7 protein-coding genes and 1 pseudogene are annotated in these 12,899 nt (G+C 72.8%); 2 read left to right on the forward strand and 6 right to left on the reverse strand.

The genetic code is table 11. The features are described 5' to 3' along the window. The 3 genes and pseudogenes from K7854_RS36490 to K7854_RS36500 form a co-directional block, all read right to left on the reverse strand. Positions 1–709: pseudogene (locus K7854_RS36490) on the reverse strand (hydrolase); the annotation flags it as partial. A 353-nt stretch (positions 710–1,062) separates the two neighbouring features. Continuing rightward, positions 1,063–3,306 carry a cellulase gene (locus K7854_RS36495; RefSeq protein ID WP_226030854.1) on the reverse strand — a complete coding sequence of 748 codons (2,244 nt, stop codon included), beginning with the start codon at positions 3,304–3,306 and terminating at the stop codon, positions 1,063–1,065. A 157-nt stretch (positions 3,307–3,463) separates the two neighbouring features. Beyond that, positions 3,464–6,550 (reverse strand): glycoside hydrolase family 2 TIM barrel-domain containing protein, encoded by a 3,087-nt coding sequence (locus K7854_RS36500; RefSeq protein ID WP_226030855.1) that lies wholly within the window; start codon positions 6,548–6,550, stop codon positions 3,464–3,466. A 277-nt stretch (positions 6,551–6,827) separates the two neighbouring features. Between K7854_RS36500 and K7854_RS36505 the strand changes: the two genes are divergently transcribed. After that, positions 6,828–9,209, forward strand: coding sequence for a SpoIIE family protein phosphatase (locus K7854_RS36505; RefSeq protein WP_226030856.1), 2,382 nt, complete (start codon positions 6,828–6,830; stop codon positions 9,207–9,209). Between the two features lie 131 nt (positions 9,210–9,340). Then, positions 9,341–10,006: a DUF4232 domain-containing protein gene (locus K7854_RS36510; protein ID WP_226030857.1), complete on the forward strand. Its 666-nt coding sequence runs from the start codon at positions 9,341–9,343 to the stop codon at positions 10,004–10,006. A 28-nt stretch (positions 10,007–10,034) separates the two neighbouring features. Here the strand turns inward: K7854_RS36510 and K7854_RS36515 are convergent, their stop codons facing one another. The 3 genes from K7854_RS36515 to K7854_RS36525 all read right to left on the reverse strand — a co-directional run. Further along, entirely contained in the window at positions 10,035–11,003 is a 969-nt protein-coding gene (locus K7854_RS36515; RefSeq protein WP_226030858.1) for an aldo/keto reductase, read from the reverse strand. A gap of 77 nt (positions 11,004–11,080) precedes the next feature. Next, complete coding sequence (locus K7854_RS36520) at positions 11,081–11,641, reverse strand: flavoprotein (protein ID WP_226030859.1); 561 nt, start codon at positions 11,639–11,641, stop codon at positions 11,081–11,083. A gap of 9 nt (positions 11,642–11,650) precedes the next feature. Then, a partial coding sequence (locus tag K7854_RS36525) for a hypothetical protein (protein WP_226030860.1) occupies positions 11,651–12,899 on the reverse strand: 1,249 nt, incomplete at its 5' end.

The raw sequence follows: 12,899 nt of genomic DNA on the forward strand, positions 1-12,899 counted from the left end.
AGTCCGCGAGATGTTTGCGGACGTCCGGCAACAGGGCACCGCCCCGGCGGATCGGGACGTCGAGCAGTCGGCCCTGGAAGCGGCACTCCTGGCTCGGCGCGAGCTGCCGGTGGGCGTGCAGACAACCCTCGCGGAATTTCTCCCGCGCTTGTTCGAGAGTGGCCGACGCGGTGTCGGTGTCCATGCCCAGCAGGCCGGCCGGGACACTTATGGACTCGCCTTCGACCTCCGTGTGCCACAGCAAACAGCGGGCGGGTCCGGGAAGAGAGGCGAATGCCCGCGCGGCCAGCGTGCGGTTTTCCGGGGTCAAGGACTTCGCCGCCCGCATACCCCGTCCCCCGGCGGGTTTGAGCAACTGCGGCAGGGCAGCGGCCGTCGCGTCGTCGGCGGACCACTGGCGGACCGTGTCCCGCACGGCCACCAGGAGTCGCGGGCGCAGCGCGGTGGCCGGTTCGCCCTCGGCGAGCCGGGCCAGCACCCGCTGCCAGGCCGCGGCGGTGACCATGGCGGTGACCTGGGCCGAGGTGGCGAGGCAGATGGTCGCGTAGTCGTGCGCGGGCTGCCAGTGACGGGCCATCAGCAGCGCGGAGATCCGGGCGGTCTCGGTCTTGGGGCCGTCCCTGAGCCGCGCGGCCAGCAACTCGTCGGACTCCCCGGGGTCCCCGCCCGAGGGCGGGTGAACGGGCCGAGGGGGGTGGGGGGTGGGCACTGAGGTGTTTCCTTCCCACGCGCAGCTGACTCAGAAGTTCCGATCGCCGGAAAGGACCCACCAATTGGTGTGTACCTCTGGGGCGGGGCACGGGGGGCGTGAATTCGCCATGGCGAAATCGGACCCGGCCCGTCAAAAGCGCGTGCGAGACCCGGCCTTTACCCCCCGCACGGGTGCTTCACTCTCGCACAAACCACTCATGGTCAACAAGGCGACCGGGCAACATCGGCCGCCTTTGAAAGAAGGTCAGAATCCCGGGCATGCCAAGAGGGCCGCACCGGCATTCCGCTTTCTGCTGCGGAGGCGGCGCGGCCCTCGACGCGGAGCCGACCGGGTCGGGCGGGGTCAGGCGGTCAGCCCTGGTCCGCCACGAAGGAGGCCATCCGGGCCAGCGCGGCGTTCCAGTTGATCGTGTGCTCGTTGGTCGACCAGGACTGGATGTCGTCGATGAAGCAGAACTGGCCGACGCAGCCCTGGAGTTTGCTCTGTGCGTAGGGGTCCTGGATGTTCGAGTTCGGACCGCCGGACAGGGTGCCGTCGGGCGGCGCGGGCAGCGCCGGGTCGAGCTGGTGGGCGTACCAGCGGCTGTGCTGGTTGTGCGCGTTGACCTCGCCGTACCCGGTGACGTACGACATGTTCAGCGCGTTGCGGCCCAGGATGTAGTCCATGCTCTGCACGGCGCCGTCGCGGTACTTGGAGCCGCCGGTGATGTCGTAGGCGGTGGCGAGGACGACCGCGTTGTTCAGGATCTGGTGGCTGGAGCCCCAGTCGTACACGTTGCCCTGGGGGGCGTAGGGCATGCCGTACGGGTGCGCCCTCAGCGTGGCCAGGTAGCCGTCGGCGCCCTCGACGACGGACCGGCGGACCTGGTCCCGGCCGGGCAGCCGGCTGGGGACGGTCGCCAGGTCGAGGCGGGCGGCGGCCGCGGTGCGCGCCCAGTCGAAGCCGATGGGGCCGAAGATGTCGGCGGTGTGCACCGGCGAGTTGAGCACGTAGTCCTTGAAGTCCCGCTCCCCCGTCGTCAGGTACAGCTCGGCCGCGGCCCAGTAGAACTCGTCGGCGACCTCGCCGTCGGGGTAGGCGCCGCCGCCGATGCCGTCGTTCTCGTCGGCGAGCAGGTCCGGGTGGGCGAGCGCGGCGGCCCAGGCGGTGCGGGCGGCGCCGAGCGCCTTCGCGGCGAACTCCCGGTCGTAGGGCCGGTACAGGCGGGCGGCCTGCGCGGCCGTGGCCGCCAGGTTCAGGGTCGCGGCCGTGGTCGGCGGGTGCAGCTCGCGCTTTTGCGGGTCGTCGCTCGGCAGCAGCGGCAGCCCGGTCCACTGCTCGTCGTGGATCTTGTGGTGGGCCATCCCGGCCAGCGGCTGCCCCTGCGGCACCTGCATCTTCAGCAGGAAGTCCAGCTCCCAGCGGGCCTCGTCGAGGATGTCGGGCACCTTGTTGCCGCTCTCGGGGATGCCGAGCGAGCCGTCGCCGAGCTTCGACGGTTCCCCGGTGCGGGCGTGCAGCGAGCGCTCGTAGGTGCTCAGCAGCTCCCAGGTGGAGATGCCGCCGTTGACGACGTACTTGCCGTGGTCGCCGGCGTCGTACCAGCCGCCGGAGACGTCGAGGGTGTAGTCGCACACGCCGGGTTGGCAGGGCACCTTCGTGTCGCCCTGGTTGGGCGCGGCGCCGACGTGTCCGGCGGGGCGGCCGTAGCCGGGCCGGAGTTCGTCGCTGATCGGGACACCGCTGCGCTGCGTGTAGTAGTACTTCGCGGAGTCCAGGCGCAGCCGCTCGTAGGCGGCCGTGCCGATGTCGAAGGGGCGGCTGGTCTCGCCGTCGGCGACGAGCGTGTAGCCCTCGCCGCGCTTCTTGTAGCGGCCGAAGTCGATCGAGTGGACGTTCTGCCCGGAGGAGGCGTCGACGCCGCGCGGCTTGCTCCAGCCGTGGGCGACCACCCGCCCGGTGCCGTCCTTCAGCCGCCAGGGCAGCCGGGAGGTCGCGTCGGTGACGAGCGTGGCGTTCTTCGGTCCCGAGGGCAGGTAGGCGACCTGGTTGACCCGCACCCGCGGCCCGGTGTCCGGCACGTACGGCTCGGGCGCCACGCCGCCCAGCAGGGACACGTCGTCCACGCAGAACCGCCAGGCGTCGGGTGTGCCGCCCAGCTGGAACCCGACCTGGCCCTGGGCGGTGTCGACGGGCGAGGTGAAGGTGTACGAGTAGGTGTTGCCGGAGACGCTCAGCTGCGGGCTGATCTCGTAGTAGGTGTCGTACGGGGACACCGACAGGCCGACGATCGCCCGGACCACGTGGTCGGCGGGCGTACCGGTGGCGGTGAAGGAGAACTTGTACGACTCCCCCGCGACCAGGGTGATGTCGTTCTGGCCGACGGCTGCGTCCCAGCGGTTGGTGGTGCCGCCGGGGGCGTCGGCGCACAGCCGGCCGTCGGTCACGGCGGCGGTGACGTTGCTGCTCGTCCACCAGGAGTCGGTGCCGTTGTCGAAGGTGCCGTTCTTGACCTGCTCGGTCTCCTCGGCGCCGGCCGGGGCGGCGGGCAGCGCGGTGACGGCCGCCGCCAGCAGGGCCGTCAGGGAGACGAGCGCGGTTCTGCGTCTTTTCACGTCCGGGCTCCTCGGGGGAGGTGGCGCTCGCCAACGAAATGGGAGCGCTCCCAAATGCGGTCGCAGGCCATGCTTGTGGCAGACATGACATGCCGTCAACGGTCCGGACGGGACCGGTTTCCCGACCGGTCCCGTCCGAAGCGTCGTTTACGGCGGCTCAGGCGGCGGGCGCCTCCAGTCGGCTGACGCGGATCGCTCCCCGGGCCTCGCCGGGGTGACGGCTGGTCAGCGTGAGGCGGACCCGGGAGCCCCGGAGCCGGTCGAAGGTGACGACCGTGGGCGAGTCGGACGCGGTGGCCCAGTCGGTCCGCGTCCCCTCGGCGGCACGCCAGGAACGGCCGTCCCAGACCTCCACCCCGACGGCCGCGGGCAGGCTGTGCCCGTCGTCCACGGTGAAGGAGACCTCGACCCGGTCGTAGGTGCGGGTGCGCCCGTGGTCGACCGAGATCCAGTCCTCGGCGCGGGCCCCGTCGAAGGCGGGCAGCAGTGCGGTGGCCGCCTTGTGGAAGCCGTTGGACCAGCCGGTGGCCGGGTCGTCGTCGAGCATTGCGGCGGGCAGGGTGTCGGGGCGGCCGGAGTAGCTCGCGTCCGCGTGCGGGTGGTCCACGGGCGCCGGGTGCTCGGGGCGGAACTCCGGGGCCGGTGTCGTCGCCCGGTCGGTGGCCCGCCGGGCGCGGACCGTCGCCGTGCCGGTGCGCAGCCCGTCCGCGCGGGCGGTCACCCGGACCGTGCCCGGGCGGGTGCCGGACCGGACGATCGCCAGCGCCTTGCCGTGGAAGGCGGTGCGGGTGCTCGCCTGGTAGCGCTCGGCGCTCTCCTGGCGGCCGTTGTCGAGTCCGGCGAGCGAGCCGCCCGCGACGTCGAAGGAGATCAGGTGCTCGGCGCCGGGCACCACCACCCCGTGCCGGTCGACCACCTCGGCGGTGACGAAGACCAGACAGCGGCCGTCCGCGTCGACGGACTCGCGGTCCGGGGTGAGGCGCACGGCGTGCGGTGTCCCGGCGGTGCGCAGGACGTCGGTGGCGACCGCCTTGCCGCCGCGGCGGGCGACGGCCTCCACCTCGCCCGCCGCGAAGGGCACCCGCCAGGTCAGGTGCAGCTTGCCCGCGCTGCCGTTGGGGCTGGTGTAACTGCCGGGGTAGGGGCCGTCGGTGAAGGTCTTGTCGTCGCCGGTGGCCTCGGTGGTCTCCAGGTACGTCCGCCCGTCGACCGTCTTCTTCCGGTCGAAGCGGCGGGTGCCCAGCGACGTCCCGTTCAGGTACAGCTCGACGGTGTCGACGTTGCTGTAGGCCCAGACCTCGACGGTGTCGCCCTCGCGGTGGTTCCACGTCGTCGGCAGCAGGTGGACCATCGGCTCGTCGGTCCACTGGCTGCGGAACAGGTGGTACATGTCCTTGGGGAACCCGGCCGTGTCGACCGCGCCGAAGAAGGACGCCTTCACCGGGAAGACGTCGTACGGCGTGGGCTCCCCGAGGTAGTCGATGCCGGACCACAGGAACTGCCCGGCGAACCACTTGCGGTCCCGGTCCTTCTTGTGTCCGTACTCGCCGCTCATCGTCCAGGAGGCGAGGTTGTTGTCGTAGGACGAGGTGGCCCGCCTGCCCGGGGTGTGGTTCTCGCCGGTGTTCAGGTGCTCGGGCTCCTGATAGGTGCCGCGGGTGGAGGTCTCGGAGGAGGACTCGGACTCGAAGAGGAACAGGTGCGGGTAGGCCGCGTGCAGGTCGTCCACCGACCTGGCGGTGTTGTAGTTGAGGCCGAGCCCGTCCAGCTTGGCCAGCATCAGGTCGGCGGCGGAGCCCTTGGCGGGCAGCCGGCGGTACTTGTCGGAGCCGATGACCAGGGGGCGGGTGTCGTCGGCGGCGCGGATGGCGTCGATGATCCGGTCGGCCATGGCGAGTCCGGCGGTGGCGGTGGAGTCGGGGATCTCGTTGCCGATGGACCACATGACGACGGCCGGCGAGTTGCGGGCCGCGAGCACCATCTCGGTGATGTCCTTCTCGCACCACTCGTCGAAGAACCGGCCGTAGTCGTAGCGGTTCTTGCCGGTGCGCCAGCAGTCGAAGGCCTCCACCAGCATGATGATGCCCAGCTCCTCGCAGACCTCGATCATCTCGGGCGAGGGCGGGTTGTGCGAGGTGCGGAAGGCGTTGACGCCCATCGACTTCATCAGGGTCAGCTGGCGGCGGATCGCGTCGATGCTGACGGCGGCGCCGAGCGCGCCGAGGTCGTGGTGCAGGTCGACGCCCTTGATCTTGGCGTACCGGCCGTTGAGGTGGAAGCCCTCATCGGGGTCGACGTGGCAGGTGCGGATGCCGAACGGGGTGCGGTACGTGTCCACGGTGCGGCCGCCGACGCGCAGTTCGGTGTGCAGCGTGTAGCGGTGCGGGCTCGTGAAGTCCCACAGCCGCGGCCGTCCGACGGTGAGTTCGTGGGTCGCGGTCGCCGCGTCCGTGACGTCCACCGTGGAGGCGGCGCGGGCCACGGTGCGGCCGTCGGCGTCCTTGACCGTCGAGCGGATCTCGACCTCGCGCGCGGTGCCCGAGGCGTTCACGACCGACGTCTCCACCCGGACGGCGGCGCTGTCCTCGCTCACCCGCGGCGTGGTGACGTACGTGCCCCAGCGCCGTACGTGCACCGGTTCGGTGACGACCAGGCGCGCCTCGCGGTAGATGCCGCTGCCGGAGTACCAGCGGCTGCTGGGCAGTTGGTTGCGCACCCGCACCGCGAGGACGTTCTCGGTGCGGCCGTCGGTGTGCACCAGGTCGGTGAGGTCGAGCGCGAAGCCGGTGTAGCCGTAGGGGTGGTGCCCGACCTCCCGGCCGTTGCAGTGGACGCGGGAGTCCATGTAGACGCCGTCGAACTCGACCGAGATCCGCTTCCCGGCGAGCGCCGGCGGCAGGGTGAAGGCGAGGCGGTACCAGCCGAGGCCGCCGGGCATGAAGCCGGTGCCGCTGGTGGTGCCGTGCCCGGTGGTCGGGGTCTGCTCGATGCTCCAGTCGTGCGGGACGGCGACCTCGCGCCAGGCCGAGTCGTCGTGTGCGGGATCGGCGGCGTCCGCGGTGTCCTCGGCCGCGCCGTCGAGGTCGACCAGCCAAAAGCGCCAGCCGTCGCGCAGGGCGACGGTGCTGCGGCCCGTGCCGCCGCCGGTCGCGTCCGCGGCCCACGCCGACGGGGCGGCGAGCGCCGACCCGGCCGCGGGCACGGCGGCGGAGGCGATCAGAACCGATCTGCGCGTGACCGTCATGACGGATCTCCCTCATCAGAACCCATCGAGGCTCATCGGAACTCAGAAGTACTCACAAGCAATCGCGAACAAACAGATTCTGACGTCGGCCCATACGCGCCCGTCAAGGCCACGGAAAGCACTTTCTGTCCGGTGCCGGCCGGACCCCGCGGTGACCTGCGCGGCGGGCGGGCCCCGTGCGCCCGGTGGGTTCGGGTCCGTACCGGGCCCGAACCCACTAGGCTGGGGACAAGGTGACGCGCTGATCACTGTGAGTGTGCGCAATGGAGTGGCGACGATGAGTCCGGTCAACCCGTTCGACGATGCCGCCACGGCCCGCGCCGTCGTCGACGGCTCCGGCACCTTGCGGGAGTGGAACGAGGGCGCCCGCCTGCTGCTCGGCCACCCGGCCGCCGAGGTGGTGGGACGCCCCGCCGCCGACCTGCTCGCCGACGACCACGCCGGCCCACCTCCCGGTCGCGAGGACGAACGGTGGAGCGGCACCCTCGCGCTGCGCCACCGCGACGGGCACACCGTGTCGGTCTGGGTGCTCGCGCACCGCAGACCGGCGACGGACGGCGCCCCGGCCACCTGGCTCGCCGTCACCCCCTTGCGTTCCGGTCCCGAACCGGAGGACGACCCACTGGTCAGGGCGGCCCTCACCCAGGCGCCCTGCGCCATGATGATCTTCGACGAGCAGCTCCTGCTGCGCGGGGTCAACGACGCCATGGCCGAGCTGCTGGGGCTCCCGGCGGACCGGGTGCGCGGGCTGCGGGCCACCGACTTGAGCGACCGGCCGCAGAACGCGGAGCTGGAACGGCAGATGCGGCGCGTGCTGGCCTCCGGCCGCCGGCACGACCTGCAGGCCCGTCTCAAGGCCGTGGGCGAGAGCCGCGCCCACGCGTGGAACGCCCGCATCGCACCGCTCACGGACGCCGGGGGCCGGGTGTGCGGCGTGTGCGTGAGCGCCCACGACTTCACGGAGCAGCACCGCGCCCGCGAGCGGCTGCAACTGGTCAACGAGGCCAGCGTGCGCATCGGCACCACCCTCGACGTCACCCGTACGGCGCAGGAGCTGGCGGACGTGTGCGTCCCCCCGCTCGCCGACTTCGTCAGCGTCGACCTGCTGGACCCGCACGAGCACGGCGGTGAGCCCGCCACCGTGGTGGAACCGCCGGTCGGCCTGCGCCGCACGGCGCACCGGTCGGTCGCCCCGGACCAGCCCCCGGCGGTGGCCCAGACCGGGCAGCTCGACGTCTATCCGGCCGGCTCGCCCCAGGCCGAATCCCTGCTCTCGGGGCAGGTGATCGTGGCCTCGGTGGCCTACGACGACCTGGAACACTGGCTCCAGTGGGACCCCGTCCGCCTGCGGCGGGTCAAGGAATACGGCGTCCACTCCATGATGTCGGTGCCGCTCCAGGCCCGCGGCACCACTCTCGGCGTCGCGGTCTTCACCCGGTTCCGCCGCCCCGAACCCTTCACCCACGACGACGTGCTGCTCGCCGAGGAGGTCAGCGCCCGCGCCGCGGTCTGCATCGACAACGCCCGCCGCTACTCGCGCGAGCGCGAGGCCACGCTGACCCTGCAGCGCAGTCTGCTACCCCGGTGGCTGCCGCCCACCGCCGCGGTGCAGGCGGCCTCCCGCTACCTGCCCGCGGCCCGCTCGGGCGTCGGCGGCGACTGGTTCGACGTCATCCCGCTGTCCGGGATGCGGGTCGCCATGGTCGTCGGGGACGTCGTGGGCCACGGCATCCCGGCCTCGGCCACCATGGGCCGGCTGCGTACCGCCGTGCGCACCCTCGCCGACATCGACCTGACGCCCGAGGAGTTGCTCACCCACCTCGACGACCTGGTCGTCCGGCTCTCCGAGGAGTCCGGCGACGACCGGGCGGGCGAGGTCGGCGCGACGTGCCTGTACGTGGTGTACGACCCGGTGTCCCGGCGCTGCTCGATGGCCCGGGCCGGGCACCCGGCGCCCGTGCTGGTCCCGCCGGACGGTCCGCCCGAGCAGGTGGAGCTGCCCTCCGGGCCGCCGCTGGGCGTGGGCGGGCTGCCGTTCGAGTCGGCCGAACTGGAGCTGCGCGAGGGCAGCGTGCTGGCGCTGTACACCGACGGTCTGGTCGAGAGCCGGGACCGGGACACCGACGCCGGCCAGGCGTTGCTGCGCGAGGCGCTGGCCGCCCCCGCCGACTCCCTGGACGCGGCCTGCGACCGGGTGCTGCACCGCCTCCTGCCGTCGGGCAGCGCCGCGGACGACGTGGCCCTGCTGCTGGCCCGGACCCGGGGGCTGCCCGCCGGACAGGTCGCCACCTGGGACATCCCCGCCGACCCGGCACTGGTCGCTCCGGTGCGCAAGCAGGTCCTCGACCAGCTGTCCGACTGGAACCTGCTGGAGGCGACCTTCACCGCCGAGCTGGTCGTGAGCGAACTGGTCACCAACGCCATCAGATACGGCTCGCCGCCGATCCGGCTCCGGCTGATCCACGACACGGCCACCCTGATCTGCGAGGTCTCCGACACCAGTCACACCGCTCCGCACCTGCGCCGGGCCAGGACCTGGGACGAGGGCGGGCGCGGTCTGCTCCTGGTCGCCCAGCTCACCCAGCGCTGGGGCAGCCGGCACACGGCGGAGGGCAAGACGATCTGGGCGGAGCTGGGGCTGCTCGACGAGGAGGAGTGAGCCCGTCGCCCCGATGCGCAGTGCGCTCCCTCGTTTCCGGGGCCGTGCGGCGGGACACTCGCAGGGCGGGGCGTACGGTACCGGTCCCGCCGGGACCGTGCGCGAGAGCCTGACGGAAGTGTGGAGAAGCGATGGCGAACACGTCCCAGCCGCTGCGCCGGACCGCCCTGCTCGCGAGCGGGGTCGCGCTGCTCGGCCTGTTGACCGCCTGCGGCAGCGAGAGCGCCACGTCCGGCGACACCGCCCGGCCGAGCGAGGCCGCACGCTCCGCGGGCGCGGACCCGGGCAGCGGCACCGCGACGCCCGGTGACACGGCCCCGGCGGTCGGCGCCACGCCCAGCGACACCGCCGGGTCGGCCTCCGCCTCGGCCCGCACCGACGGCCGTTGCCACACCTCGGAACTGCGGGCCGCCGTCGGCCGCGTGGACCCGGGGGCCGGTCAGCGCAACTTCCCCGTCGTGCTGACCAACACGTCCGACCGCACCTGCACCCTGTACGGCTATCCCGGCGCCGCCTTCGTGGACGCGTCCGGCAAGCAGCTGGGCCCGGACCCCGAGCGCGCACCGGGCTCCCCCGAGACGGTCACGCTGACGCCGGGCGGGAGCGCGTGGGCCGGGCTGTCGTTCTCCAGCCCGCAGATCAGCGGCGCCCGCACGGCCACCCCGGCGGCGCTGCTGGTCACACCGCCGGACGAGCGGGACCCCCTCAAGGTGAAGTGGACGGCCGGCGAAGTCCCGGTCGGCGGCAACGAGTCGTCGGTCTCCGTCACCGCCCTGGAGGCGGGCACCGGTCCCTGAGACACCGGCACTACTGCCGGGTGCCTCCTCAGTGACCGGCGATCGGGTGCGGCGCGTAGGGCCGCTGAAGTTCCTCGGTCTCCTTCTCGCTCAGCGTGAGTCCGACCGCCGCCACGGCGTCCTCCAGGTGGCCCGGCCGGGAGGCGCCGACGATGGGCGCGGTCACGGTGTCCTGGTGCAGCAACCACGCCAGGGCCACCTGGGCGCGGGGCACGCCGCGCTCACCGGCGATGCGGGTGACGGCCTCGACCACGGCGCGGTCGCCGTCCTGGTAGAGGGTGCTGCCGAAGTCGTCGGTGGCGCTGCGCCCGGTGGCGGTGTCCCAGTCGCGGGTGAGGCGGCCGCGGGCGAGTGGGCTCCAGGGCAGCACGCCGACGCCCTGGTCCGCGCAGAGGGGCAGCATCTCGCGCTCCTCCTCGCGGTAGAGGAGGTTGTAGTGGTTCTGCATGGAGACGAACTTGGTCCAGCCGTGCCGCTCGGCGGTGTACTGCATCTTGGAGAACTGCCAGGCGTACATCGAACTGGCCCCGAGGTAGCGGACCTTGCCCGCCTTCACCAGGTCGTGCAGGGCCTCCATCGTCTCCTCGACCGGGGTGTGCGGGTCGAAGCGGTGGATCTGGTACAGGTCGACGTAGTCGGTGCCCAGGCGCCTGAGGCTGTGGTCGATCTCGGTCATGACGGCCTTGCGGGAGAGTCCGGCGCCGTTCGGCCCCGGGCGCATCCGGCCGTTCACCTTGGTCGCCAGCACCACGTCGTCCCGGCGGGCGAAGTCGGCCAGCGCCTTGCCGACGATCTCCTCGCTGGTGCCGTCGGAGTAGACGTTGGCCGTGTCGAAGAAGGTGATGCCGGCCTCCAGCGCCTGCCGGATCAGCGGACGCGAGGCCTCCTCGTCGAGGGTCCACTCGTGCGTGCCGCGGTCGGGAACGCCGTAGGTCATGCAGCCCAGGCAGATCCGCGACACGTCCAGGCCCGTCGAACCGAGCTTCACGTACTGCATCGTTGCTGCTCCCGTCTGCGCGATGATCCGTACCAGGGCGAGCGTACGTCTTCGCGTGTACTCGAACCGTCTCCGGGTCAGCCCCGTTCGACCAGGTCCAGGGCTCGTTCCCAGCCGAACTCCGGGCGGCCGCCGTCCTCGCCCGGCTCCCCCGGGTACGGGTCGCCGAAGCGCACGCCCATCCCGCGCAGCCGGGCCAGGCTCTCCCGGTACGCGGGGTGGCAGGCCAGCGCGTCGGCCACGCACGGCAGGACGGCGACCGGGACCCCGAGGCCGCACGCCTCGCACAGGGTGGCCACGGCGAGGGTGTCGGCCAGGCCCGCGGCCCACTTGTTGATCGTGTTGAAGGTGGCGGGCGCGACCACGACGGCGTCGGGCGCCGGGAAGGGCCGCGGATCCGCCGGCGTGCGCCAGGCGGAGCGTACCGGGCGGCCGGTCCGCGCCTCGACGGCGGTGACGTCGAAGAAGCCGCCCATGGCGACGGGTGTCGCTATGGCCCCGACCTCCCAGCCGCGTGCCAGTGCCGCGTCGATCAGCCCGCCGACGCCTTCGGCCACGCCCGCGGCGCAGACGACGACGTAGAGGAAGGGCCTCGCGGCCTTGTCGCTCGCCCTTGCGCTTCCAGTCTGTTCGCTCACTCCGGAACCCTACTGGGCAGCCGGCCGCGGCCCCTGGACGCGCAGGTCCCGCTCCTCGGGTGCGGAAGGCGGCACGGGCACCGCCGGGTGCGGCCGGGGCGGAATGACGCTCGGCCGGGACCGGGCGGTGGCGGGCGGCCGGGTCTCGTCCGGATGCCGGCCGACCCGGGAGAGCAGCGCGCGGATCAGCAACTCGGTGTCCGCCACGGTGGCGTGCTCGCAGAGCCAGGTGGTGGCCGATGCGGCGAGGCGTGCGGTGCCCCGGGGCCCGAGGTCGTTGCGCGGCAGCAGACTTCCCAGGACGAACCGGACGCCCTTCGCGGTGGCGTGCCGCTCCAGCCAGTCCAGGGCCAGGGAGATCGCCTTACCCGTACCGGTGCTGCCGAGGTCGTCCCGGGACAGCAGCGGGCCCAGCAGGAAGGCGGCGTCGTCGGTGGTGGCGTGCCGGTCCAGCCAGCCGAAGGCCGTCGTGATCACTCGCTCCAGATCGGCGGGGTTCAGGTCCCTTCTGGTCAGCAAGGGGCTCAGTACGAAGGTGGCGCCGGTCCCGGTGGCGTACCGGTCCAGCCAGGTGAACGCCGTGGAGATCGCCCGTTCGGCGACCGGACCGAGGTCGTCCCGGGACAGCAGCGGCTTCAGGACGTAGCGGGCTCGTCCGGTGTCGTAGACCTCCAGCCAGGCGAAGGCCCAGGTGAAGACCTGCCGGCGGTCCTCGGGGCCGAGGTCGCCGCGGGCCAGCAAGGGGCGCAGGACGAAGACGGCGCTGCCCGCCGCGGGGTGGTGTTCCAGCCAGGTCAGGGCGGTGGAGAGGGAGCGCCGGGTCTCCTCGGGGCTGAGGCCCCTGCGGGTCAGCAGGGGACGCAGTACGCCTACCGCGTGGGTGGTGGTGATGTGGTGCTCCACCCAGGCCAGGGCCGTCGAGACCACGCGGTGGCCCTCCTCGGGGCCGAGGTCGCCGCGGGACAGCAACGGCCGCAGCACCTGATCGGCGTCGGGGACGTCGATGCGCCCCTCGACCCGGTCGAGCGCCGCGGAGATCACCCGGGCGCGGTCCCCGGGTTCCAGGTCCATGCGCTGCAGCAGCGGACGCAGCACCAGTTCGGCGTCCGAGGTGGGGACACGCCCCTCCACCCGGTCGAGCGCCGCGGCAATCACCCGGTGACTGTCCTGCGCATCCAGATCACCGCGGGCCAGCAACGGCCGCAGCACCTGATCCGCATCGGACGTCGCCACCCGGCCCTCCACCCGGTCCAGCGCC

Origin of the sequence: Streptomyces hyderabadensis (genome assembly GCF_020404845.1) — a bacterium.
GTDB classification, from domain to species: Bacteria; Actinomycetota; Actinomycetes; order Streptomycetales; family Streptomycetaceae; genus Streptomyces; species Streptomyces hyderabadensis.